Here is a 26,268-nt window from a genome sequence, read left to right on the forward strand (position 1 = left end):
TGTATCCAATTCAGATGGCGATGATGTAGTACGTGACAGAGGGCTTCTCCTCACAAAAAACAGATCATTGATTTGCGTAAGTATGAAGCCGCCGGTCTGGCACTTCCCTACACCCTCAAAGATGTTCAGGATTACCTGCGTTTTGGCGCAGGTCAGGACGGTGGGCCCGGTTTGAACCCTACCGACTTTCTGAACACATTCACCCAGACCCGCAACCACGCGAGACGCTGGTCGCCGCTGCGTCAACGCATCATGATGACCGGGCAAGGGCTGAAGAGCTTTGCCAGCAGCATGATCAATTATGGCAGGTCGATTCAGGAAGTCTTGAACGACGATGATTCGGTCGCGTTCCTCAAGAAAAACAAAATTAAAACGCTTGCTCAGCTTAAAGCACTCGAAATGGAATTGGGCAACAAGTTTCCGGATATTGAAATTGATCCTGATACGGTCGCGACGCTGGACTATTATCTGCAGCGGATATTTGAAAAGATCAATCAAAACCTGAGTGATGTGCAGAGCATCAAGAATGATCTGGATACGTTTGCTTATGATCTGCGGGAGCATGTTCTACCTAACATAAAGCTAAGGGTCGGGTTGATTGACAGTAGTACGTTGGCGGTGGATATCAAAGTCTTGAAAAACGATATTGATAACCGTGCGAAAGAAATCGATATAAAGAATACTGAGTACAAGGCGGCTGTTCAGGAGGCGTTGAAGTCTGCCGCCGGGCTGAATATCGCAGGCTTGGCGATGGCTATTTACATGGGTGTAGAAGCCGAGAACATTCGGGTTGCACGCGATGAGTTGTACGCCGAACAGGATCGAGACATTCAGACTCTGTCGAGCAAGAACCAGACGCTGGGTTCCCTTGCTCGCGTCAAACACGACCTGCAAAACCTGATGATTGTGGCGATCGATGCCGACATTGCAACGCAGAACCTGCTGCACGTCTGGAAAAGTCTGTACCTGCACATCAGCAATTCCGTTTCGGCAATGAGTCGAATCAATGACGCGTTGAGTCTGCGGATCTTTGGTGTCGAGTTCGAAGAAGTCGTGCAGCCATGGAAAGCCATCGGCAGCGACTCGGACAAGCTGATTGAGGTCTTCAAAGAGGCTGATGAAGAGTACGAGCGTAATTATTCTTTCAGCGCGCGAACCACTCGTGTGGTCAGCTTCTTCAACGCCCCAGTGAATTATCCACTGGTAGACACTGCCGCTCTGAATTCGACTATTGAACAGATGCGTGAGGCCCGTACTCAGGCGGAAGTCTGGAAGGTCAAACTGAGTTACCTGCCAGATCTATTCGACCGCTTCAAGCGTATCGTGAGTGGTATGGGGCAATGCCAAAGCCAATTACAGGATTCGGCACAAGTGGGTATGTATGATCTGCAAAACACCTTGCGACGTCTCGCCCGCAACGAAAAGGACCGATTGAAAGAAACCGATCCTGAAGTCATCGGAGAAATCGACGATGAGCGCAAGGAAATTCTGACTGCGATTTCCTCTGCCATGTCCAGGCAGGCCTCCCTGTTGCGTGGCTCCTTGCGCAACATTGATGCAAAGTTTGATGTGCGTCTGACACAGGCTTACATCGCTGATTTCCAGCATGACGCGCTCCTGATCAATGCTGAAATTTCGCAACTGGAGGACAAGCTTGCAGAGCTTGCAGCAGGGCGAAAGGTCATCAATGACGGCATCAGTCTCCTGGAAAAAAGCGGCATCGAGAATCTGGGCAAAGACATTGAACTGACCATCGGCCAGATTACCGAACTCGGTCTGGCTCCGCCGGAAGTCAAGCTGGTCATGGCGGCCATTGACCAACTGAAACGAACCCTTATCGGTATAAGTGAGTCTGTGCGCTTTCTGGACATGGTTCGCGAGAATGCCAAGTTGAAACAGAAGATCGATGTTGTTCAGGCTGATATCGAGCGTGAGCGCGCAGGGATTCGTGATTCGCAGGGCAAGGTCGCTTACCTGAAGGCCATTCATGTGATGGAAGACCAGCGCGAGAAGTTTGCCGTCAGCTTCAGTGTCGCGGTGAATGCTTTTGAGCAGTTCCGCAATGCAATCAATGTCGACCTGTACGACGACAGTGATGCACTCAGTGCAGTACTGAAACAGCACGCGCCACTGTTTAGTGCGCTCCTTTATCCGCTGTCGATGCCGCAGCGCTGATGTAGTTGTCCTGGTGCCCTGCCTTGCTGCTTGAGATCAGAGTGCCGCAGGGCTGCCGATGGATACAGGTCCATCGGCACCATCAATTCGATCAGACTAAGGAGAGACTGATGCTTGCCTATCTACTGGCAGAAAAGAACTTTTCTGCATTGAAGCAATATGTAACGTTCCTCAACGACCTGCGTCCTGCTTTGCAGGAAATCAGCGAATTTACTGCGATTTTCGAGCGGCAAAAACACCTCATTTTGCCGCCGCCGAATGTTCAAAGCTTGAAAGAGGCAGCCCAAACCAGCGCTGCTTGTTGGCGCGCGATAGCGATGGCAACACCGCTGCTTGGCAGCAATTGCACGCTGGTATTGCGTGACGTTTTTGGCTTTATCGAAGAGTTTGAGTCTGTTGTTTCAAATGTCGACAATCGCCGGAAGGCGATTGTCACTATCGATCCACAGCACTTTTCACTGGTCAGATCGCCCGCATGGGGTAATGCCCCCGCCGAAAACATAATCGATGTTCTACGCGAAATGCATCGGCGACTGGGTCAGTACCGGTCGGCTGTGCTGGACTTCAATGTCCAGGTGACCCGACTGGCGGAGTCGATGCACAGTATCTTCGTGCGTTTCATAGAGTGTTTGACTACGCCAATATGCACTTGCGATAAGCCGATCCCCAAGATCGAAGCGTATTACAGCTTGGGTAAAATCGGTTTGCCCGGTACGACTTACGAGCCGGGTCGACTGTATTCGCAGGAGGAGCGAATCGCGCAGTCGAAAGAGCATGTCGAGTTTCTCTTCAACCTGCGCCGACGCGCCGCCAGTGCGGCGAACAACCTCAGCGATTTTTGCTATCGGATGACATGCATGCTGGATGAGGCCAGGCAGGTGCTTCAATGCCATTACCCGGCGATGACCATGGCACGTGCAAAAGCTGTGCTGCCGATGTTCAAGGGCCCGCTGAGCGACGTTCAAAGTATGTCGGATCAACTGGTCAAAATGCGCAGGTTGTAAACCAAAAAAAGCCCATGACAGGTCAAGGGCTTTCGTTGAGTTACAGGCTGATCACACGTAAAACGACTTCAGCGGCGGGAAGCCATTGAATTCAACGGCGCTGTAACTGGTGGTGTAGGCACCGGTCGACAACCAGTACATACGATCACCAATGGCCAGGTTCAGCGGCAAACCGTACTTGTAGTTCTCGTACATGATGTCGGCGCTGTCGCAGGTCGGGCCGGCGATGACGACTTCTTCCATCTCGCCTTTCTTCTCGGTCCAGATCGGGAACTTGATGGCTTCGTCCATGGTTTCGATCAGACCGGAGAATTTGCCCACATCCGTGTACACCCAGCGCTCTACCGCAGTACGGGATTTACGCGCGACCAATACCACTTCGCTGACCAGGATACCGGCGTTGGCGATCAACGAACGGCCCGGTTCCAGGATGATTTCCGGCAGGTCGTCGCCGAAATCTTCCTTGAGGAAACGGATGATTTCTTCAGCGTAGGTTTCCAGGCTGTTGGTGCGGGTGATGTAGTTGGCCGGGAAGCCGCCGCCCATGTTGATCAGCTTCAGGTGAATGCCGTCTTCTTCTTTCAGGCGTTCGAAGATCACTTTGACCTTGGCGATCGCTGCGTCCCAGACGCTGATGTCGCGTTGCTGCGAGCCGACGTGGAACGAGATGCCGTAAGGCACCAGGCCCAGGTCACGGGCTAGGATCAGCAAGTCCATGGCCATGTCGGTCTGGCAGCCGAATTTGCGCGACAAAGGCCAGTCAGCAGTGGTCGAGCCTTCGGTGAGGATGCGCACGTAGACTTTCGAACCCGGCGCAGCCTTGGCGATGTTGCGCAGGTCGGCTTCGGAGTCGGTGGCATACAGACGCACGCCCTTCTCGTAGAAGTAGCGAATGTCCTTGGATTTCTTGATGGTGTTGCCATAGCTGATGCGATCCGGGCCGACGCCCTGGTTCATCACTTTGTCGAGCTCGTAGATCGACGCGATGTCGAAGTTCGAGCCTTTCTCTTTGAGCAGGTCGATGATTTCGACGGCCGGGTTGGCCTTGACCGCGTAGTAGACCTTGGCGAATTCGAAACCGGCACGCAGGTCGTCATAGGCCTGGCTGATCATCGCGGTGTCGATCACCACGAACGGGGTTTCTTGTTTGTCGGCAAACGCCTTCATTTTGTTGAAGGTTTCACGCGCGAAATAGTCTTCGACGTTGATCGACATGCTGGGAACTCCTACTGGCAAACTAGATTAATCAATGGGTGCAAATGAACGTCCTCCGTATCCCCACTTTGGTTCGCCTACTTCCCAAGGCATGTCGCCGAAAGCAAAAAGGCCATGGGAAATGGTGCTTCCCTTGGCCTTGCTGTCTCGTCGTCAGTACTTGAGCCGGATGGATCGTTTCCAGCATGGACGTTCGGCGCGAACTTTAGGGCGTGAGGGGCTTGAGATCAACAAAAAATGTCGCGTTTTTACACGCTTCCGTCGTGCGTCGCTTTCAGCACTCTTTGTAGCCGACCGAGATGACGGGCAGATGTTCCCCAGGAATTTTAGAGTGTTAAAAATACCTGCACGTTCGCCGCTTTTGTCAGCGAAGTCGTGGGTAAGTGTGATGGCGACAACATCGGCGACGTTGGCGGCGTGAGGACGGTGTGAGGGGGATTTTGGCTGTTTCGCAGACTGTTTAAGGTCGACTGTGCTGTTCTCAAGTGTTGAGATTCTTTTCCGCCTCATGAGTGAAGAAAAAATCACACGAATCCTGTGGGAGCGAGCCTGCTCGCGAAGGCATTTTCCCAGCCGACATCATCGCCGACTGACATTTTGCTTTCGCGAGCAGGCTCGCTCTCACAGGGTGTGTATTTTTTAGGCGACTACCGCTTCAGCCGGCGAAACAATGCTGGTCTTGCCGCCACGGGACTTACCGGAGCTCAAATACTCGGCAATCGACTCCTGGGTCACTTCCCCCAGGAACACCCGCTCGGCATCCATCACCGGCAGCCACGAGCGATTGAACTCGTACATGCGCGACAGCAGGATGCGCAAATGTTCGTCGAACGCGGCCGTGGCGTTGAACTCGCGAAGGTATTGCGCACAGGTGCCGGTCTGACGGTGCAGGTCGCGACGTCGTACGTAACCCAGCGCCTTGTTGTCGGAGCAAGTCACCACGACATAACGACGGTCCAGTTCGTCCATCAACTCCAGGGCCTCGGCCACCGGGGTTTCCGGGCTCACCGACGGTGCGTTGTCCGCAGCGTCTTCGGCTTTCACCAGCAACAGGCGCTTGAGCGTGCTGTCCTGGCCGACGAAGTTGCTGACAAAGTCATCCGCCGGGTGCGCCAGCAGCGTGTCCGGGTGATCGATCTGCAACAGCTTGCCGGCGCGGAAGATCGCAATCTTGTCGCCGAGCTTGATGGCTTCGTCGATGTCGTGGCTGACCATGATCACGGTCTTGTTCAGCGCGCGTTGCATCTCGAAGAACTCGTTCTGGATCATTTCGCGGTTGATCGGGTCGACCGCGCCGAACGGTTCGTCCATCAACAACAGCGGCGCATCCGCCGCCAGCGCACGAATCACGCCGATCCGTTGCTGTTGACCACCGGACAACTCACGCGGGTAGCGAGTCAGGTACTGCTTGGGTTCGAGCTTGATCATGCTCATCAACTCGCGGGCGCGGTCGTGGCATTTCTGTTTGTCCCAGCCCAGCAGGCGCGGAACGATGGTGATGTTTTCCTCGATGGTCATGTTCGGGAACAGACCGATCTGCTGGATCACATAACCGATGTTGCGACGCAGGGTCACCGCGTCGAGGTCGGTAGTGTCTTCGCCGTTGATCAGGATCTTGCCCGAAGTCGGCTTGATTAACCGGTTGATCATCTTCAGCGTGGTGCTTTTGCCGCAACCCGATGGCCCGAGGAACACACAGATTTCGCCTTCATTGACGGTCAGGCTTACCGAATCCACGGCTTTCACATCTTTGCCGTTGCTTTGGAAGGTCTTGCTGAGGTTTTGAAGTTCGATCATTTCAGGAGTCCTTTTGGAGTCAGCGAGCGTTGCAGCCATTGCAGAAGCAGGTCGGCGAAGATGGCCAGGAGACTGACCAGCACGGCGCCGACGATCAGCATCGACATGTCGCTGCGGCTGATTGAAGCGAGAATAAGTACACCGAGGCCACCGGCGCCGATGGTCGCGGCGATGGTCATGACACCAATGTTCATGACCACGGCGGTGCGCACGCCAGCCAGGATCACCGGCACCGCGATCGGCAGTTCGACCATGCGCAAGCGCTGATAGAACGTCATGCCGATGCCGCGAGCGGCTTCGCGAATGCCGGGTTCGACACCGGTCAGCGCCAAGTAGGTGTTACGCATGATCGGCAACAGCGAGTAGAGAAACACGGCGGTGATTGCCGGCATCGGGCCCAGGCCCTGGCCGAACTTGGAGTAAAACGGCAGCAGCAGGCCGAACAGCGCAATCGACGGCACGGTCAGCAGCACCGTGGCGCTGGCTTGCAGTGGGCCGGCCAGCGACGGGAAGCGCGTCATCAGCACGCCCAGCGGTACACCAACGAGGATTGCCAACGTCACAGCGATGCCGACCAACGTGATGTGCTGCCAGGTCAGGTGCAGGACCAGCGGCCAGTCGAGATGGGAAAAGGCGTTCAGAAATTCCATGGCTTTTCCTCCTCAGTTGATCGGGTGCTGGCGCAGGAAATCTGCGGCAACGGATGAAGGGCTTTCGTGATCGACATCGACCCGCGCGTTGAGCTGGCGCATGGTCGCGTCATCGAACAGTTCCGCCAGTGGCTTGAGTTCTTCGGCAAGCTTGGGATGCGCGTCGAGGTAAACCTGACGCACCACCGGGGCGGCGGTGTAGTCCGGGAAGTAGTGCTTGTCGTCTTCGAGCAGTTTCAGCTTAAAGGCGTTCAATCGACCGTCGGTGGTGTAGACCAGACCGGCAAACACTTGGCCGTTACGCAAGGCGGTGTAAACCAAACCAGCATCCATCTGCCGGATGTTTTTGCGGGTCAGGTTCATGCCATAGAGCTTGACCATGCCGTCCAGACCGTCGGAACGGTTGGCGAACTCGGTGTCCAGCGCCACCAGGTGATTGTCCTTCTGCTCAGCCTGCAACACCGTGTTCAGCTCGCTGATGGTGTTGATCTGCGGATAAGCCTTGGCGGTGGTTTCCGGCAGGGCCAGGGCGTAGGTGTTGCTGAATTTCGACGGCGTGAGCCAGACCAGGCCTTTTTTCGCGTCGAGTTCTTTCACCCGGGCGTAGGACTGTTCGCTGTCGAGCTTTTCAGTGACGTGGTTGTAAGCCACCAGCGACACGCCGGTGTATTCCCACATCAGATCGAGCTGGCCACTTTCGTGAGCGCTGCGGGCCAGGTTACTGCCCAGACCGCCGGTCACCTGGGTGTCGTAACCCTTGGTGCGCAGGTATTGGGAAGTGATTTCCGCGAGCAGGGTTTGTTCGGTGAACACCCGGGCGCCGATGCGGATCACCGGTTTTTCAGCGGCTTGGGCAAATCCTGCGAACAGCAGGGCGCAGCCTAGTAATAGGGTCAGTCTTTTCATAAATATTCCTTTGCCGAGGCTTAAGACGGGCGTAGGCCGCGTTCGAGCCAGAGGCGGCTGGCGAGTGTCACCAGACCGTCGAGCAGCAAGGCCAGCAGGGCGGTGCAAGCGGCGCCGAGCAGCAGTTGCGGCTGATTGTTCAGGGCGATGCCAGGGAAAATCAGGCTGCCCAGGCTGTTGGCGCCGATCAGGAACGCCAGCGGTGCGGTCCCGACATTGATCGCCAGGGCCACGCGCACACCACCGATGATGATCGGCACCGCGTTCGGCAGTTCGACCCGCCACAGCACTTGAGTCGGGGTCATGCCGATGCCGACGGCCGCTTCCTTGAGTGAACCCTGGACGTTTTTCAGGCCTTCATAGGTGTTGCGCACGATCGGCAACAGCGAGGCGAGGAACAGGGCGAAGATCGCGGGGCCGCTGCCGATGCCCAGAATCCCCAGGGCGATGGCCAGTACGGCGAGAGGCGGAACGGTGTTGCCGATGTTGAAGATCTGCATGAAGCGTTCAGCGCGGCCAACCATGGTCGGGCGGCTGAGGAAGATACCGGCGGGGATGCCCACAACGAGGGCGGCCAGCATGGAGACAAGGACGAGAATCAAGTGAGCTTGCAGGTAAAACAATAAATCGTCGCGGTAATGTTCGATCGTGTTGATGCCAATCCAGTGGACCAGCAGGGCCAGGAGTGCGACGACAACCGCACCTCCTATAAGCCCCTTGCCATAGCGAATCGCCACAGGCGGACTCCTTTTTTTCTTAGTCGGCGAACGCAGTCCTTTGTGGCATGCCATTGCTGGCTGCCGGGATATCAACGTTCGCGAAAAGCAGCGCGTTCTATGTCCGCAAAGGGACATGAATCGAGCCATAAGCGCAGCCTCGTCAGGCTAACTTGCTGATTTTTCAGCCCCTGGTACGAGTGCAGTAACAGGGGAGTGGACGTCTGCACCTTTTAAAAGGTTCCATATTTAGCAGCATTTAGCCACCCTTGATGTCCCAACGGTTCGGTTATTGCACTGACTTGGGCTATAATCGCGGCCCTTTTTTGAATCACCGCCAGGCGATTTCCCATGACCAACCAGGCCGCCGAAGTCGCGAAACGCCGCACTTTCGCCATCATTTCCCACCCCGATGCCGGTAAAACCACCATCACCGAGAAGCTCTTGCTGATGGGGAAGGCGATTGCGATTGCTGGCACGGTGAAATCCCGTAAATCCGACCGCCATGCCACCTCCGACTGGATGGAAATGGAAAAGCAGCGTGGTATCTCGATTACCACGTCGGTCATGCAGTTCCCGTATCGCGACCACATGATCAACCTGCTCGACACCCCGGGCCACGAAGACTTCTCTGAAGATACCTACCGCACCTTGACGGCAGTGGACTCGGCATTGATGGTCCTCGATGGCGGTAAGGGTGTAGAGCCACGGACTATTGCGCTGATGGACGTCTGCCGTCTGCGGGATACGCCGATTGTCAGCTTCATCAACAAACTCGACCGTGACATCCGCGACCCGATCGAACTGCTCGACGAAATCGAAGCCGTCCTGAAGATCAAGGCCGCGCCGATCACCTGGCCGATCGGTTGCTACCGCGACTTCAAGGGCGTTTATCACCTCGCCGACGACTACATCATTGTCTACACCGCCGGTCACGGCCACGAGCGCACCGATGTGAAAATCATCGAGAAGCTCGACTCCGATGAAGCCCGCGCGCACTTGGGTGACGAATACGATCGCTTCGTCGATCAGCTGGAACTGGTGCAGGGCGCCTGCCACGAATTCAATCAACAGGAATTCCTCGACGGCCAACTGACCCCGGTGTTCTTCGGTACTGCTCTGGGCAACTTCGGTGTCGATCACGTGCTCGACGCCGTGGTCAACTGGGCGCCGAAACCCCTGGCCCGTGTTGCCAATGAGCGCACCGTGGAACCGGTTGAAGAGAAGTTCGCCGGTTTCGTGTTCAAGATCCAGGCGAACATGGACCCGAAACACCGCGACCGTATTGCCTTCATGCGTATCTGCTCCGGCAAATACGAAAAAGGCATGAAGATGCGCCACGTGCGTACCGGCAAGGATGTACGGATCGGCGACGCGCTGACGTTCTTCTCCTCCGAGCGTGAGCAACTGGAAGAGGCGTTTGCCGGCGACATCATCGGCCTGCACAACCACGGCACCATCCAGATTGGCGACACCTTCACCGAAGGCGAAGTCCTGGGTTTTACCGGTATTCCGCACTTCGCCCCGGAACTGTTCCGTCGCGTACGCCTGCGCGATCCGCTGAAATCCAAGCAACTACGCCAGGGCCTGCAGCAATTGGCCGAAGAGGGCGCGACCCAAGTGTTCTTCCCGACGCGCAGCAACGACATCATCCTCGGCGCCGTCGGTGTGCTGCAGTTCGATGTGGTCGCCAGCCGCTTGAAAGAGGAATACAAGGTCGAATGCTCATACGAGCCGATCACGGTGTACTCCGCCCGCTGGATCGATTGCAGCGATAAGAAGAAGCTTGAAGAGTTCAGCGTCAAGGCTGTGGAAAACCTGGCTATCGATGGCGGCGGTCACCTGACCTACCTGGCCCCGACCCGGGTCAACCTGGCGTTGATGGAAGAGCGTTGGCCGGATGTGAAATTCCGTGCGACGCGTGAGCATCACTAAGCTTTTAGCTGGTTTATCTGAAGCCCCCTAGGTGTAGGCCTTGGGGGCTTTTTTGTTGGTTTGGTTTTGTGTGTATATCCATTTCTGCGGTAACGGCGGCTTAGGGTTTCGCCCTTACGGCGACTCACTTTTTTTTCAAACGCCAAAAAAAAGTAAGCAAAAAAAGGCTCGCCCCGAGCGTCCGGCCCCTCGCCTAGGCTCGGCGTTCCTTCGTTCCGGTATTCATCTGGGGGCATCGCCTACGGTCGGCTTCGCTTCGACCTCCTCTCGATGTGTGCGGCTTCGCCGCACGGCGCTACGCGCCCACCCCCAGATGAACACCTCCACTCAGCCTCCCGACGTCGCCCGTGAATCAAGATCAAGAGCTGCTGCCGAGCTAACGCTCATCCTGTTGAGTGGTGAGGAGCAGGGGTGATGGGTGTTTTGCTGTTGGTTTTTGTGGGAGCGAGCCTGCTCGCGATGCCTGTGGGAGCCTGGCTTGCCAGCGATGGCGACCCACCAGCCGCCCCATTCCCTTCAGGCTGCACCCAATCCCTGTGGGAGCCTGGCTTGCCAGCGATAGCGTCCCGCCAGCCGCCCCATTCCCTTCAGGCTGCACCCAATCCCTGTGGGAGCCTGGCTTGCCAGCGATGGCGTCCCGCCAGCCACCTCATTCCTTACAGGCTGCACACGATCCAATTGTAGGAGCGAGCCTGCTCGCGAAGGCGCCCGCCCAGCCCGTGAACCCTCGCTGTCGCGTGTCGCTTAGCTGATCCGGTTATGACCTTTATTCGAAACAGGTCTGTCCGCCAACGGCATTTCTGCGTGTTCATTAGCGTCCTATCTGGTGAACCCGGCTGATCGGAACTAGATTTCACTCAGCGCCGGATCGGCTTTGGTGTTTCACCTGCACAGGATGGAATCGGTCATGAAAAACAGGTTGCTACGCGTTTTACTGCTGTTGAAAGTGATGGTCATGCTGTCCCTCGGCACCGCGACGGCTTGGGCCGCGTGCGAGGATCATGGTTCGCAGGCGTTCAGTGGGCAGGCCGGGCATAGCGGGTTGATGCTGGCGAAGTCCGAATCCGAGCCTGGCGATCAGGATCAGGGCGGTAGCAAGGACGATGACGACTCGACCACGGACGAGCCGGACACCGATGATCCAGATGATGGCGACAGCCAGACGTAGATTGCAGGCAAAAGAAAACCCCTTCTGCCTCGACTGATGCGCAATCGAGGTGGAAGGGGTTTGGTTAACACTTTAAACCCGGGTAAAACACGATCCCTGTAGGAGCTGCGGCACGCTGCGATCTTTTGATCCTGATTCTAAAAATCAAAAGATCGCAGCGTGCCGCAGCTCCTACAGGTTTTGTGTTTGTCCGCAGATCTTTTTACGCAGCGCCGTCGAGAAATTGCTCGGCGTAATGGCAAGCCACCTGGCGGCTGTCGAGCAGGCGCAGGGCCGGCTCTTCGGTGCTGCAGCGCTCGGTGGCGTACGGGCAGCGCTTGTGGAAAGCGCAGCCGGACGGTGGGTTCAGCGGGTTGGGCAATTCGCCGACGATCTTGATTTTCGGCTTGTTCGGGTCCGGGTGAATGGTCGGGGTGGCCGACAGCAACGCCTGGGTGTACGGGTGCAGCGGACGCTGATAGATGTCGTTCTTCGGGCCCATTTCCACCGGGCGACCGAGGTACATCACCATCACGTCATCGGCCACGTGCTGGACGACCGCCAGGTTGTGGGAGATGAACACGTAGGCGGTGTTGAACTCTTGCTGCAAATCCATGAACAGGTTCAGCACCTGCGCCTGGATCGACACGTCCAGCGCGGAGGTCGGTTCGTCCGCCACCAGCACTTTCGGTTGCAGCATCATGGCGCGCGCCAGGGCGATCCGCTGGCGCTGACCGCCGGAGAACATGTGCGGATAACGCTGGTAGTGCTCAGGACGCAAGCCCACCTGCTTCATCATCGCCTGGACTTTCTCGCGACGTTCGGCGGCCGACAGGTTGGTGTTGATCAGCAGCGGCTCGCCGAGCTGGTCACCGACTTTCTGCCGTGGGTTCAACGAGGCGTACGGGCTCTGGAACACCATCTGCACGTCTTTGCGCAATTGCTTGCGCTGAGCCTTGTCAGCGCCGGTCACTTCTTGCCCGGCGATTTTCAAGGAACCGGAGGACGGCTCTTCGATCAGTGTCAGGGCACGGGCCAGAGTGGATTTGCCGCAACCCGATTCGCCTACAACGGCGAGGGTCTTGCCGGCTTCCAGTTCGAACGACACACCGTTAAGCGCGCGAACCAGCGCATGGCCCTTGAACAGGCCGCGGGACACTTCGTAATGACGGGTCAGGTCGCGGGCGGTAAGTACGACGGCCATTACGCCACCTCCTGATTCAGCGGGTAGAAGCAGCGGGCGAGGCTGTTGCTTTTCGGGTCAAGGCCAGGACGCTGTGCGCGGCAGGAATCCTGCACGTACGGGCAACGCGGCGATAGCAGGCAACCCTGCGGGCGGTCGTAGCGACCGGGAACGATGCCCGGCAGCGTGGCCAGACGCGTGGCGCCGAGGCTGTGTTCCGGAATCGCCTTGAGCAGCGCTTCGCTGTACGGGTGCGCCGGAATGTCGAACAGTTGTGGCACTTGACCGACTTCGACCGCTTGGCCGGCGTACATCACGCACACACGCTGGGCGGTTTCGGCCACGACCGCGAGGTCGTGAGTGATCAGCACCAGGCCCATGTTCTGCTCTTTTTGCAGGGCCAACAGCAGGTCCATGATCTGGGCCTGAATGGTCACGTCGAGTGCAGTGGTCGGTTCGTCGGCGATCAACAGTTTCGGTTCGCCGGCAATCGCCATGGCGATTGCAACACGCTGGCTCATACCGCCCGACAATTGATGCGGGTAGGCCTCCATACGGCTGGCGGCCCCCGGGATTTCAACTTTTTCCAGGAGCTCGATGGCACGCTTGCGCGCTTGCTTGCTGGACATTTTCAGGTGCAGGCGCAGCACTTCTTCGATCTGGAAACCGACGGTGTAGCTCGGGTTCAGCGCGGTCATTGGGTCCTGGAAGACCATAGCCAGGTCTTTGCCGACGATTTGCCGACGCTGACGGTTGCTAAGCTTGAGCATGTCCTTGCCGTCGAAATTCAGGGCGTCAGCAGTGACGATCCCCGGATGTTCGATCAGGCCCATCAGCGCCATCATGGTCACGGACTTGCCGGAACCCGATTCGCCAACGATGGCCAGGACTTCGCCTTTGTCCACGGTAATGTCGAGACCGTCGACCACCGGAACGGCGTTCTTGTCGCCGAAACGAACGTTGAGATTCTTGATTTCTAACAGTGACATTTGAATCTCCTCAGGCGGCGTTCTTGAGTTTCGGGTCCAGCGCATCGCGCAGGCCGTCGCCCATCAAGTTGATTGCCAGCACGCTGAGCAAAATGGTCAAACCAGGCAGACTTACCACCCACCAGGCGCGTTCGATGTAGTCGCGAGCCGAAGCCAGCATGGTGCCCCACTCAGGGGTTGGCGGTTGAACGCCAAGACCCAGGAAGCCCAGGGCGGCGGCATCGAGAATCGCCGAGGAGAAGCTCAAGGTCGCTTGAACGATCAGTGGCGCCATGCAGTTGGGCAGCACAGTGACGAACATCAGGCGTGGCAGGCCGGCACCGGCCAGGCGCGCGGCGGTCACGTAGTCGCGGTTCAGTTCGCCCATCACCGCGGCGCGGGTCAGACGAACATAGGACGGCAACGAAACCACGGCGATCGCAATAATGGTGTTAATCAGGCCAGGGCCGAGGATGGCGACAATTGCCACCGCCAGCAGCAGGGACGGCAGGGCCAGCATGATGTCCATCAGACGCATGATGGTCGGGCCGAGCATTTTCGGGAAGAAACCGGCGAACAGACCCAGCAGGATCCCCGGGATCAGCGACATGACAACCGACGACAAGCCGATCAACAGGGACAGGCGCGAACCGTTGATCAGCCGCGACAGCAGGTCGCGACCCAGTTCATCGGTACCGAGCAGGAACTGGATGTGCCCACCTTCCAGCCAGGACGGCGGGGTCAGCAGGAAGTCACGGTATTGCTCGCTCGGGTTGTGCGGGGCAACCCACGGCGCGAAGATCGCGCAGAAAATCACCAGCAGCATGAACATCAGGCCGGCGACGGCGCCTTTGTTCTTGGAGAATGCTTGCCAGAATTCTTTGTACGGAGACGGGTACAGCAGGCTTTGATCGACTGCTACCGCTGGAATTGGAGTGCTCATGGTCATGATGATCTCAGCGCTGGTGACGAATGCGTGGGTTGGCAAAGCCGTAGAGGATGTCCACTACGAAGTTGACCAGAATCACCAGGCAGGCGATTAACAGGATGCCGTTTTGCACCACGGGATAGTCCCGTGCGCCAATGGCTTCGATCAGCCATTTGCCGATGCCGGGCCAGGAGAAGATGGTTTCGGTCAGGACCGCACCGGCCAGCAACGTGCCGACTTGCAGGCCAACCACGGTCAGCACCGGAATCAGTGCGTTGCGCAGGCCGTGGACGAATACCACGCGAGCCGGCGACAGGCCTTTGGCGCGAGCGGTACGGATGTAATCCTCACGCAGCACTTCGAGCATCGACGAACGGGTCATCCGCGCAATAACGGCCAGCGGGATGGTGCCGAGCACAATGGCCGGCAGGATCAGGTGATGCAGGGCATCGAAGAATGCACCGACGTCATCGGCCAGCAAGGTGTCGATGAGCATGAAGCCGGTGCGCGGCTCGATGTCATAGAGCAGGTCGATCCGCCCGGACACTGGCGTCCAGCCCAGGGATACCGAGAAGAACATGATCAGGATCAGGCCCCACCAGAAGATAGGCATCGAATATCCCGCCAGGGAGATGCCCATCACCCCATGGTCGAACAGGGATCCTCGCTTGAGTGCCGCAATCACCCCGGCCAGAAGGCCCAGGACGCCAGCGAACAACAGTGCGGCCATGGACAGTTCCAGGGTCGCAGGGAATAGAGAGCTGAACTCGGTCCAGACACTGGTGCGTGTGCGCAGTGATTCGCCAAGGTCGCCGTGGGCCAACTTGCCGATGTAATCCAGGTATTGGGCATACAGGGGTTTGTTCAGACCTAGGCGTTCCATTGCCTGGGCGTGCATTTCGGGGTCGACCCGACGTTCGCCCATCATTACTTCCACGGGGTCGCCCGGAATCATGCGAATCAGTGCGAAAGTCAGCAGGGTGATGCCGAAAAACGTGGGGATCAATAACCCCAGTCGGCGGGCAATAAAACTAAACATCTTGTGTGGTACCTCATCAGCCGGTTAGGCGTGCCTGGCGTCCCTGGGGTCAGGGACGCCGGGAGTTTTCTTATCTACTTCACCTGGGTGGTGGCGAAGTTATTAGTGGTGAGGGGGCTAATGTGATAGCCCTCTACGTTGTTGCGCATTGCGGTAAACATACGGGTGTGGGCCATGCTGATCCACGGTTGATCCTGGTTAAAGATCACCTGAGCCTGCTCGTACAGCTTGGCCCGTTCGGCCGGGTCAACTTTAGCGCGTGCTTCGTCCAGCAGTGTCTGGAATTTCTCGTTGCACCAACGGGCGTAGTTTTCGCCGTTTTTGGCAGCCTCGCAACTGAGCATAGGCGTCAGAAAATTATCCGGGTCGCCGTTGTCGCCCGCCCATCCGGCGGAAACCATGTCGTGCTCGCCGTTTTTGGCGCGTTTGAGCATTTCGCCCCATTCCATGACGCGAATATCAATCTTGATTCCGACCTTGGCCAGGTCGGCCTGCATCATCTGCGCGCCGAGCATCGGGTTCGGGTTGGTCGGGCCGCCGCCGTTACGGGTGAACAGGGTGAGCACCGTGCCTTCCGGTACGCCGGCTTCCTTGAGCAGGGCGCGAGCCTTGTCGAGATCACGCGGCGGGTTCTTCAAGTCGTGGTTGTAACCCAGCAGGGTGTCCGGGTACGGGTTGACCGCGACCGTGGCGTTACCTTTGCCGAACAGCGCATTGACGTAAGCCGCTTTGTCGAAGGCGATGTCGATGGCCTTACGCACCCGCACGTCACTCATGTACTTGTGGGTGGTGTTCATGGCGATGTACGAAACGGTCATCGCGTTCAGTTCATCGACCTTCAGGTTCGAGTCTTTCTTGATGCTCGGGATGTCATCCGGTTTCGGGTACAGCGCGATCTGGCACTCGTTGGCCTTGAGCTTTTGCAGGCGCACGTTGTTGTCGGTGGCGATGGCCAGGATCAGCGCATCAGCCGGAGGCTTGCCACGGAAATACTCCGGGTTGGCCTTGAAACGGACCTGAGCATCCTTGGCGTAACGCTGGAAGATAAACGGGCCGGTGCCGATTGGCTTGCTGTTCAGATCGCTGGTCTTGTCGGCCTTGAGCAACTGGTCAGCGTACTCGGCGGAGTAGATCGAGGAGAAGGCCATGGCGATGTCAGCCAGGAATGGCGCTTCGCGACGAGTCAGGGTGAATTTGACGGTGTTGTCGTCAACTTTCTCGACGCTTTTCAGCAGTTCCTTGAAGCCCATGCTTTCAAAGTACGGGAAGCCCACGCTCGACAGTTTGTGCCATGGATGGTTTGGGTCCAGTTGACGCTGGAAGCTCCAGACCACGTCGTCGGCATTCATGTCGCGGGTCGGCTTGAAGTATTCGGTGGTGTGAAACTTGACGCCTTTGCGCAGATGGAACGTGTAGTTCAGACCGTCCTCGCTGATGTCCCAGGAGTCGGCCAGTGCCGGAACCACTTCGGTGGTACCGGGCTTGAACGCCACCAGACGATTGAAGATGGTTTCGGACACTGCGTCGCCTGTGACTGCAGTCGTGTACTGGACCATATCGAAGCCTTCCGGACTGGCTTCGGTGCAGACCACCAAGGGTTTGGCCGAGACGCCAACAGCGACACTCAGCAACGCGGCAGCGATGGCCGCACGTAGGGGAAGCATTTTCATCAAGAGCCCTCTGCAATCGGTTGAACAGGAAAAAACCGAACGGCCGACTCTTCATGAGTCAGCCGTTGGGCGGTGTTTTTACAGAATGTTGAACGGGATGGTGGTTACGAGACGGAACTCGTTGATGCTGCCGTCAGCCTGGTTTTCGCTGGCACGGTGAGCGGTGTAGGTCGCGCGAACAGTGGAGGCCTTGAGTGGGCCGCTCTGCACTGCGTACGAAGCACCGATGCCGTATTCGTAGTGATGCTCGCCGTCCATGTTTTTCACGTCATACGCAGTGCCGGTGTAGTGAGTACCGTCGATGCCCCAGCCGCGAGCCTGGTAGATGTTGAACTTCAGGCCTGGCACGCCGTATTCGGCCATGTTCAGACCGTAGGCGATCTGGAAGGATTTCTCGTTCGGACCGTTGAAGTCGGACAGCAGGGAGTTGGCCAGGTAGATGCCGTTGGTTTCATGCAGGTAGTCGAAGTACTCGTTGCCGTTAATTTCCTGGTACGAGAAGGTCAGGCTGTGGGCCTGGTGAGTCAGGCCGAACGACAGGGAGTAGGCGTCGTTGTCGATTTCACCCATCTCTTTTTTGCCGGTATCGACGGTTTTGTAGTAGTTCAGGCCAGTGGTCAGGCTCAGGACATTGCTGTCACCCAGTTCATGGGTAGCGCCGAAGTAGTACTGGTTCCAGAAGTCTTCAACCTGGGATGCATACAGGCTGGTCTTCAGGCTTTTCAGCGGCTGGTAGTTCAGGCCGACGATGCTAACGCGATCGGTTTCAGCGTTGTTGTTGGTGTACTCGGAGCGAAATTTCGACAGGCTCTCTTCGGTACGCGGCGATACGCGGTCGAAGGTGCCAGCGTCGAACGACAGGTTGTTCAGCTCTTCGCTGTGCAGGCTCACACCTTCAAAGCTCGAAGGCAGTGGACGGTTGCCGATGGTGTCGACGATTGGCGTGCTGAAGTTCTGGCGACCGGCGGTCAGGGTGGTGTTCGACACGCGGAACTTGACGTTGGCCAGGCCCAGTTTGCTCCACTGACCTTCAGCGTCGCCGCCTTCGGTGGTCAGGGTACGGTTGTTACCGGCGCCTGGACGGGAACCTGGTGCGCCACCGTTGTTGGAGGCCAGGCTCTTGCGATCACGTTCCAGTGCAACGGCGTTGTACGCGGCCACTTCAGTGCTGACACCGACGGTGCCCTGAGTGAAGCCGGAAGTGAAATTGACGATGGTGCCCTGAACCCAGTTGATCCGGCGATCGGTCGGGGTTGCTACACCGTCTTTACGGTAGGTGAACTTGCCGCCACGTTTCAGTTGCTCGTTGGCGTACCAGTTACGGGTGGTGCCTTTGATCGTTGTACCTTCGACAAAGCCAGGTGCTTCGGCTTGGGCGCTGGCGGTGTTGACGGTCACCGGGGTGAAATCCTGGCTCTGGGTTTCCGCATACGCCGTGGCGGTGATGCTGCTGATGGCCAAGGCCAGGATCGCGGTGCTGCTCAGTTTCATGGGTGAAGCTCCTTTACTTTCTTTTTTTAGTGCCGGTTTTTTTGTGGCCCGGCTATTGGTTTAGAACTCATTCAGCGCTTCGCAAACGTTTGCTGTAGGCCCAATTGGCGAATTACGGCAATACGCTTGCGTGAGGGCGAAATCCGCCCCCAGCGTTTTTGGCTTATCGGTTATTGATCGATGCTGACACCCGAGAACACGTTGCGACCAAACGGGCTCACCTTGAACCCTTCTATTTTGGCGCTTAACGGCTGGTTGACCGTCGAGTGAGCGATAGGCGTGATCGGCACTTGCTGCTTGAGCAATTGCTGCGCCTGTTTGTACAGCACGGTGCGCTGGTCCCGATCAGTGACGACCTTCGCCTGCTTGACCAGCTTGTCGTAAGCCGGATCACACCACATGGAGTAGTTGTTGCCGCCAATGGCGTCGCAGCTGTACAGCGTGCCGAGCCAGTTGTCCGGGTCCCCGTTGTCACCGGTCCAGCCGATCAGGCTGATGTCGTGCTCGCCATTCTTGGTGCGCTTGATGTACTCGCCCCATTCGTAGCTGACGATCTTCACTTTGAGGCCGATTTTCGCCCAGTCAGCCTGGAGCATTTCGGCCATCAACTTGGCGTTGGGGTTGTAGGGGCGCTGGACCGGCATGGCCCAGAGGGTGATTTCGGTGCCTTCCTTGACGCCGGCAGCCTTGAGCAACTCTCTGGCTTTTTCCGGATCGTAGGCAGCATCTTTAATGGTTTCGTCGTAGGACCACTGGGTCGGCGGCATGGCGTTGACCGCCAACTGCCCGGCGCCCTGGTACACGGCGTTCAAAATGCTTTTTTTGTTCACCGCCATGTCCAGCGCCTGACGCACTTCGAGCTGGTCGAACGGTTTGTGGCGCACGTTGTAGGCGATGTAGCCGAGGTTGAAGCCAGGCTTCTCGATGAGCTGGAGTTTCGGGTCGTTCTTGAGTGCTGTTACATCGGCCGGGCGCGGGTGCAGAGTGATCTGGCATTCGTTGGCCTTGAGCTTCTGCACCCGCACCGACGCGTCGGTGTTGATGGCGAAAATCAGGTTGTCGAGCTTGACCCGGCTCGGGTCCCAGTACTGCTTGTTGCCGGTGTAACGGATGTTGGAGTCTTTCTGGTAACTCTTGAACACGAACGGCCCGGTGCCGATCGGCTTCTGATTAATATCGCTTGGTTTGCCAACCGCCAGCAGTTTGTCGGCGTATTCGGCCGACAGGATGGCGGCGAAGCTCATGGCGATGTTCTGGATGAACGCGGCGTCCACGCTGTTGAGCGTCATGACCACGGTCAGCGGCCCGGTCTTCTCGACCTTGGCGATGTTCTTGTTCAGGCTCATCCCGTTGAAATACGGGAACTCAGTCGGATAAGCCTTACGGAAAGGTTGTTGCGGGTCGAGCATGCGATTAAACGTGAACAGCACGTCATCGGCATTGAAATCACGGGTTGGCGTGAAGTAAGGCGTGGTATGGAACTTCACCCCTTCGCGCAGGTGGAAGGTGTACGTGAGGCCGTCTTCGGAAATATCCCAGCGGGTTGCCAGGCCAGGAACGACGTTGGTGGCGCCTTTTTCAAACTCTGCCAGTCGGTTATACAGCGGCTCGGCGGCGTCGTTGTCGGTCGCAGTGGTGTACTGCGCCGTGTCGAAACCGGCGGGGCTGCCTTCTGAGCAGAATACCAGGCTGTTGTTGGCGGCCTGGCTGATGGAAGTGGCGGCCAACAGGCCGGTGCCCAGCAATGCGGATAAAACCAAGGTATGGCGCATAACGCTCCCTCTTTATTAGTGTTTAACAATGAGCCTCCGTCCCGTCCAGGGACGTGGGGGCTGCATTGAGTTCAAACCATTGCGCGCAGCAAACCGAGAGCCCACGCATGCACTGGTCAGATCCCGACGGTATGAGCCGCGGGTCTGGCAGTAAATGCGGAAAGGCCTGAAAAACGCGTAGGAAAAGCCGACACGTCCTAAACCTCTGCTGTGGTACGCAGTGGATTTGGCTGTCAGAGAATTCCTACTTTCCCGGCAGATAAAGCAACGGCGACGTCATAAACGTCGCCGTTGCCAAACCTTATTTGCTGACGCTGACGCCGTAGAAGGAGTTCAAGCCGAATGGGCTGATCTTGAAGTCCTGCACGTTGGCGCGCATGGGTTGATACACCGTCGAGTGTGCGATAGGTGTCATTGGAACTGCATCTTTGAGGATGTGTTGTGCTTGCTTGTACAGCTCGATGCGCTTGGCCTGATCAGGCGTAGCCTTGGCTTCTTTGATCAGAGCGTCGTACGGCTTGTCGCACCATTTGGAGAAGTTGTTGCCGTTCAGCGCGTCGCAGCCGAACAGGGTGCCGAGCCAGTTGTCCGGGTCCCCATTGTCACCGCTCCAGCCGATGATCATCGCCTGGTTTTCGCCACCTTTGGAACGCTTGATGTACTCGCCCCATTCGTAGCTGACGATGTTCACGTTCAGGCCGATTTTCTTCCAGTCGGACTGCAGCATTTCAGCCATCAGTTTGGCGTTCGGGTTGTATGGCCGCTGAACCGGCATGGCCCACAGAGTGATCTGGGTGCCTTCCTTGACGCCAGCTTCCTTGAGCAGCTCTTTGGCTTTCTCAGGGTCGTACTTGGCATCTTTGATGGTGGTGTCGTAGGACCACTGGGTCGGAGGCATGGCGTTGACGGCCAGTTGGCCGGCGCCCTGGTAAACCGAGTCGATGATCTGAGGCTTGTTGACGGCCATGTCCAGTGCCTGACGGACGCGCAGGTCAGCCAGCGGGTTCGGCTCGTTGCTGCCCTTGACCTTGTCCATCACGTTGTAGGCGATGTAGCCCAGGTTGAAACCGGCCTGGTTTGGCAGTTTCAGCTCTTTGTCTTCACCCAGTGCCTTGAGGTCGGCTGGACGCGGGAAAAGAGTGACCTGGCATTCGTTTTTCTTCAGCTTCTGAATACGTACCGACGGGTCGGTGGTGATAGCGAAGATCAGGTTGTCGATCTTCACGTCTTCAGGCTTCCAGTAGTCCTTGTTCCCGGTGTAGCGGATGTTGGAGTCTTTCTGGTAGCTCTTGAACACGAACGGGCCAGTGCCGATTGGCTTCTGGTTGATGTCGGCTGCCTTGCCTTCCTTGAGCAGCTTGGCAGCGTACTCGGCGGACTGGATGGAAGCGAAGCTCATCGCCATGTTCTGGATGAACGCAGCGTCAACGGTGTTCAGGACAAACTTGACCGTGTGATCGTCGACCTTCTCGATCTTGGCGATGTTGGTGTCCATCCCCATGTCGGTGAAGTACGGGAATTCGGTCGGGTACGCTTTGCGGAACGGATCATCCTTGTTAATCATGCGATTAAAGGTGAACAGCACGTCATCAGCGTTGAAGTTGCGAGTCGGGGTGAAATACGGAGTGGTATGGAACTTCACACCTTCACGCAGGTGAAAAGTGTATTCCTTCACGTCCGGGGAAATATCCCAACTGGTCGCCAAACCAGGAATCACGGCGGTGCCGCCGCGCTCGAACTGGGTCAGGCGGTTGAACATGGTTTCTGCAGAGGCGTCGAAGTCGGTTCCGGTGGTGTACTGACCAGGATCAAAACCGGCCGGGCTCCCTTCGGAGCAAAACACCAGGTTAGTCGCCGCTTGGGCGAAAGGTGCGCTAGCTAACAAGCTTGCGCCGACTAAAAACGGAATGACCGCGTGTTTAAGCATGGTGGCCTCATGATTTGTTGTCATTTTTGGAATTAGAGGACGACCTCGTGAGTCGTGCCTGCGGATACTTATGCAGGGGCCATACCCATTGCAAGATCCAGAGCGGCCACAAGTCTTAAACAGTGGCACGAACGTACCTTAATGTCGCATATGTATAAATTTTGACGCATTTGACCGTTTGCGCACGTTTTTTACGGTGCAAATGGCGCCCCACAAGGGGGCAACCGGGGCGCCTGGCGCACCCGGTTGGCGCGCGGTGTTACTTATTTATACCCACGCCATAGAAGGGTGTGAGGCCAAAAGGACTGATCTTGAAGTCGGTAACTTCCTTGCGCAAAGGCTGGAACACCGTCGAGTTGGCGATCGGTGTGATAGGCACCTGTTGCTTAAGGATTTTCTGCGCCTGTTGGTAGAGCTTGACCCGTTCGTCACGATCGGTTGAAACCTTGGCTTGCTGAACCAGTTTGTCGTACGCCGGATCACACCACTTGGCGTAGTTGCTACCTTTCACCGCAGCGCAGCTGTAGAGCACGCCGAGCCAGTTATCCGGGTCACCGTTGTCGCCGGTCCAGCCGTAGATCATCGCGTCATGCTCGCCGTTCTTGGCGCGTTTGATGTACTCGCCCCACTCATAGCTGACGATATTGGCCTTGATCCCGACCTTCTCCCAATCCTGCTGGATCATCTGCGCCGACATCCGCGCATTCGGGTTGGAGGCGCGCTGCACGGTCATCGCCCACAAATTGATCGTCGTACCGGGTGCAACCCCTGCTTCTTTCAGTAGCGCCTTGGCTTTGGTCGGGTCGTAGGGCGCGTCCTTGATGGTCGGGTCATACGACCATTGCGCCGGTGGCAGGGCGTTTTGCGCGAGTTGGCCGGCGCTCTGGTACACGGCTTTGATGATCGCCGGTTTGTCGATGGCCATGTCCAGGGCCTGGCGGACCTTGAGCTGATCCAGTGGCGGATGCGTCACGTTGTAGGCCAGGAAGCCGAGGTTGAATCCGGCCTGCTTCAGCACCGTCAGGTTCGGGTCTTTCTCCATCACCTCGATATCGGCCGGGCGCGGGTAGCCGCTGACCTGACACTCGCCGGTCTTGAGCTTCTGCAAGCGTACGGCGGCGTCCGGGGTGATCGAGAACACCAGGTTGTCGATCTTCACGTCCTCAGGTTTCCAGTACGCCTTGTTGCCGACGTAGCGGATCTGCGAGTCCTTCTGATAACGCTTGAACACGAACGGGCCAGTGCCGACCGGCTTCTGGTTGATGTCCGCGGCTTTGCCTTCCTTTAATAGCTGCGCGCCGTACTCGGCGGACTGGACCGAGGCGAAGCTCATGGCCAGGTTCTGGATGAAGGCGGCGTCGGTGTTGTTCAGGCTGAAGCGCACGGTGTGCTCATCGATCTTGTCGACGCTCTTGATCGTTTTGTTCAGGTCCATGTCGGTGAAATACGGCGACTCGGCGGGGTAGGCCTTGCGGAACGCATTCTCCGGATCGAGCAGACGCTGGAAGGTGAACAACACGTCGTCGGCGTTGAAATCCCGGGTTGGGGTGAAGTAGTCGGTGGTATGAAACTTCACGCCGTCGCGCAGGTGGAAGGTGTAGCTGAGGCCGTCCTTGCTCACGTCCCAACTGGTCGCCAGGCCAGGCTCGACTTCGGTGCCGCCGCGTTTGAATTGGGTGAGGCGGTTGAAGACGGTTTCCGCCGAGGCATCGAAGTCGGTGCCGCTGGTGTATTGGCTCGGGTCGAAGCCGGCGGGGCTGGCTTCGGAGCAGTAGACCAATGTTGTGGCGGCTTGGGCGAAGGGAGCGGTGGTGGCTAGGGCGATTGCGAGCAGGAGAGGTTTGACGGTGGTTCTTTCCATGGAGTCCCCGGGGATATTGGAGGTGGTGGTTTTTTGAGGGTAGCGGGGATTTGGGGGTGTCCGGAAATATCGTTTTTCCTGTGGGAGTGTCTATCTCGGTATATGTGGGGGTTTTTGTTGGGGGCATATCCGTTGCTGCGGTAACGGCTGCTTAGGGTTTCGCCCTGACGGCGACTCACTTTTTTGACAAACGCCTCAAAAAAGTAAGCAAAAAAGGCTTGCTCCTACGTGCGGCCGAGAGTGTCAGATTTTTTGTGTGCGGGCCGTTAATGGCCTGCCGTCAGGCAGGCCTTCATTTCACCAGTTAGACCTGATGAATCGGTCCCCGTACAAAACCGCAAATTGATTCATAGCGTTTTTCCAGTCATGGGCGGCGCTTCCCCAGTTGGCGGTGATGTTTTGCAGTGCCAGCCAGATCAGTTTCGTCGCGGCTTCGTCGGTTGGAAAGTGACCTCTTGTCTTGATGATCTTGCGCAGCTGCGAGTTGATACTCTCGATGGCATTGGTGGTGTAGATCACCTTTCGTATGGCTGGCGGGAACACAAAGAACGGGATAACTCGATCCCAAGCGCGTCGCCAGGCTGCAACCACCGTTGGATATTGCTTGCCCCAAGGCCCCGATTCGAAGGCATCCAGAGCTTGCTCGGCGACTTCGGCGTTGAGTGCTTGATAAATCGGTTTCAGGGCCTTGGCCAGTTCGCGACGCTTGTCCCATGCCGCGTAATCAAGGCTGTTGCGGATCAGGTGAACGATGCATGTCTGCAACGCTGTCTGAGGAAACACTGCACTCAAGGCTTCAGGCATGCCTTTGAGACCATCCGTTACCGCAATCAGGACATCTTCGACACCTCGGGTTTTAAGGTCGTTGAAGACTTTCATCCAGAACTTGGCGCCCTCTGTGTTCTCAATCCAGATGCCCAGAATGTCGCGGGTGCCGTCCGGAAGTACGCCCAGAGCCAGGTAAATCGCTTTGTTGCGAACCACGCCTTCATCACGGATTTTAACCCGCAGCGCATCAAAGAAAATGACCGGGTACATGGGCTCGAGGGGCCGTTGTTGCCACGTACTGACTTCCTCCAGAACAGCGTCGGTAACGGTGCTGATGAAGTCATGGGAGACATCTGTTGCGTACTGTTCCGAGAGAAATGCACGAATCTCACGAACGCTCATGCCGCGGGCATACATGGCAATGATCTTGTCATCAAAGCCTGTAAAACGCCGCTCGTGTTTGGGGATCAAAATCGGAGAAAAGCTGCCGTCACGGTCTCTGGGAATATCCAGACGCAACGGGCCGTCATCGGTCAGCACGGTTTTGCCGCTCTTGCCGTTACGCTGGTTACTCGAATCCTCAGGGCGCTCCGCGCCCTGAGGATAGCCAAGGTGAAGTCCCAACTCGGCACCAAGGGCTCTTTCGATAAGCGCCTTTTTGAACGCCATCGCGGCATCCTGAATCGCTTCGGCACTCATCGTCTCGCTGAGGAACTGGTCGATCAGCTCTTTTGGAATGGACGGAAGGTCACGCTTGGCCTCACGGGCCGGTTTCTTTTGGTTGGCATACATGCACCTCTGCAGCATGTTATGCCCGAACACAAAATTTATGACACTCCCGTGCGGCCCGCTCGCTGGGGCTCGGGGTTCCTTCGCTCCGGGATCCATCCGGGGGCATCGCCTACGGTTTGCTGCGCTGCACCTCCTCTCGATGTGTTCGACTTCGTCGAACGGTCGCTGCGCTCCCACCCCCGGATGAATCCCTCCACTCAGCCTTCCGATGTCGCCCGTGAATCAAGATCAAGAGCTGCTGCCGAGCTAACGCTCATCCTGTTGAGTGGGGCGGCTGCGCCGCGTGGTGGGTGTACTTGTCTCCCCGGTAGGCGCTGCCGAGGG

19 protein-coding genes are annotated in these 26,268 nt (G+C 57.3%); 4 read left to right on the top strand and 15 right to left on the bottom strand.

The window, feature by feature from the left end; all coding sequences use genetic code 11:
• Nucleotides 1–72 precede the first annotated feature (72 nt).
• Entirely contained in the window at nt 73–2,175 is a 2,103-nt protein-coding gene (locus JFT87_RS08880; protein WP_242487244.1) for an alpha-xenorhabdolysin family binary toxin subunit A, read from the top strand.
• 110 nt (nt 2,176–2,285) lie between these two features.
• Nucleotides 2,286–3,179, top strand: a complete 894-nt coding sequence (locus tag JFT87_RS08885) for a hypothetical protein (RefSeq protein WP_201200512.1) — start codon at nt 2,286–2,288, stop codon at nt 3,177–3,179.
• A gap of 51 nt (nt 3,180–3,230) precedes the next feature.
• On the opposite strand, the gene JFT87_RS08890 is transcribed toward JFT87_RS08885, so the two are convergent.
• The 5 genes from JFT87_RS08890 to JFT87_RS08910 form a co-directional block, all read right to left on the bottom strand.
• On the bottom strand, nt 3,231–4,394 hold the full coding sequence (locus tag JFT87_RS08890; protein WP_201194372.1) for a type III PLP-dependent enzyme: 1,164 nt from the start codon (nt 4,392–4,394) through the stop codon (nt 3,231–3,233).
• A 639-nt stretch (nt 4,395–5,033) separates the two neighbouring features.
• On the bottom strand, nt 5,034–6,191 hold the full coding sequence (locus JFT87_RS08895) for an osmoprotectant ABC transporter ATP-binding protein OsmV (protein ID WP_201200514.1): 1,158 nt from the start codon (nt 6,189–6,191) through the stop codon (nt 5,034–5,036).
• Complete coding sequence (locus JFT87_RS08900; protein ID WP_201200515.1) at nt 6,188–6,841, bottom strand: ABC transporter permease; 654 nt, start codon at nt 6,839–6,841, stop codon at nt 6,188–6,190. The genes JFT87_RS08895 and JFT87_RS08900 overlap by 4 nt, the downstream gene beginning before the upstream one ends.
• A gap of 12 nt (nt 6,842–6,853) precedes the next feature.
• Nucleotides 6,854–7,747, bottom strand: a complete 894-nt coding sequence (locus JFT87_RS08905) for a glycine betaine ABC transporter substrate-binding protein (RefSeq protein WP_201200516.1) — start codon at nt 7,745–7,747, stop codon at nt 6,854–6,856.
• A gap of 20 nt (nt 7,748–7,767) precedes the next feature.
• Nucleotides 7,768–8,484 (bottom strand): ABC transporter permease, encoded by a 717-nt coding sequence (locus JFT87_RS08910; RefSeq protein WP_054049992.1) that lies wholly within the window; start codon nt 8,482–8,484, stop codon nt 7,768–7,770.
• Between the two features lie 330 nt (nt 8,485–8,814).
• On the opposite strand from JFT87_RS08910, the gene JFT87_RS08915 reads away from it, so the two are divergent.
• Nucleotides 8,815–10,398, top strand: a complete 1,584-nt coding sequence (locus JFT87_RS08915; protein WP_201200517.1) for a peptide chain release factor 3 — start codon at nt 8,815–8,817, stop codon at nt 10,396–10,398.
• A 907-nt stretch (nt 10,399–11,305) separates the two neighbouring features.
• Complete coding sequence (locus JFT87_RS08920; RefSeq protein WP_201200518.1) at nt 11,306–11,566, top strand: hypothetical protein; 261 nt, start codon at nt 11,306–11,308, stop codon at nt 11,564–11,566.
• 202 nt (nt 11,567–11,768) lie between these two features.
• On the opposite strand, the gene JFT87_RS08925 is transcribed toward JFT87_RS08920, so the two are convergent.
• The 10 genes from JFT87_RS08925 to JFT87_RS08970 form a co-directional block, all read right to left on the bottom strand.
• Entirely contained in the window at nt 11,769–12,749 is a 981-nt protein-coding gene (locus JFT87_RS08925) for a peptide ABC transporter ATP-binding protein (RefSeq protein ID WP_201200519.1), read from the bottom strand.
• Nucleotides 12,749–13,717: an ABC transporter ATP-binding protein gene (locus JFT87_RS08930; RefSeq protein ID WP_201194391.1), complete on the bottom strand. Its 969-nt coding sequence runs from the start codon at nt 13,715–13,717 to the stop codon at nt 12,749–12,751. The genes JFT87_RS08925 and JFT87_RS08930 overlap by 1 nt, the downstream gene beginning before the upstream one ends.
• Before the next feature lie 10 nt (nt 13,718–13,727).
• On the bottom strand, nt 13,728–14,639 hold the full coding sequence (locus JFT87_RS08935; protein ID WP_201205126.1) for an ABC transporter permease subunit: 912 nt from the start codon (nt 14,637–14,639) through the stop codon (nt 13,728–13,730).
• Between the two features lie 13 nt (nt 14,640–14,652).
• A complete protein-coding gene (locus JFT87_RS08940; protein WP_201200520.1) occupies nt 14,653–15,663 on the bottom strand; it encodes an ABC transporter permease subunit in 1,011 nt (336 codons plus the stop codon).
• Between the two features lie 74 nt (nt 15,664–15,737).
• Nucleotides 15,738–17,333, bottom strand: a complete 1,596-nt coding sequence (locus tag JFT87_RS08945) for an ABC transporter substrate-binding protein (protein WP_201200521.1) — start codon at nt 17,331–17,333, stop codon at nt 15,738–15,740.
• A 78-nt stretch (nt 17,334–17,411) separates the two neighbouring features.
• Nucleotides 17,412–18,824 (bottom strand): OprD family porin, encoded by a 1,413-nt coding sequence (locus tag JFT87_RS08950; RefSeq protein ID WP_201200523.1) that lies wholly within the window; start codon nt 18,822–18,824, stop codon nt 17,412–17,414.
• A gap of 170 nt (nt 18,825–18,994) precedes the next feature.
• Nucleotides 18,995–20,596 (bottom strand): ABC transporter substrate-binding protein, encoded by a 1,602-nt coding sequence (locus JFT87_RS08955; RefSeq protein ID WP_201200525.1) that lies wholly within the window; start codon nt 20,594–20,596, stop codon nt 18,995–18,997.
• 301 nt (nt 20,597–20,897) lie between these two features.
• Nucleotides 20,898–22,523, bottom strand: coding sequence for an ABC transporter substrate-binding protein (locus tag JFT87_RS08960; protein ID WP_201200526.1), 1,626 nt, complete (start codon nt 22,521–22,523; stop codon nt 20,898–20,900).
• A gap of 259 nt (nt 22,524–22,782) precedes the next feature.
• On the bottom strand, nt 22,783–24,384 hold the full coding sequence (locus JFT87_RS08965) for an ABC transporter substrate-binding protein (protein WP_201200527.1): 1,602 nt from the start codon (nt 24,382–24,384) through the stop codon (nt 22,783–22,785).
• A 297-nt stretch (nt 24,385–24,681) separates the two neighbouring features.
• On the bottom strand, nt 24,682–25,944 hold the full coding sequence (locus JFT87_RS08970) for an IS256 family transposase (protein WP_201205128.1): 1,263 nt from the start codon (nt 25,942–25,944) through the stop codon (nt 24,682–24,684).
• Nucleotides 25,945–26,268 lie beyond the last annotated feature (324 nt).

Origin of the sequence: Pseudomonas sp. TH15 (genome assembly GCF_016651105.1) — a bacterium.
Classification (GTDB): Bacteria; Pseudomonadota; Gammaproteobacteria; order Pseudomonadales; family Pseudomonadaceae; genus Aquipseudomonas.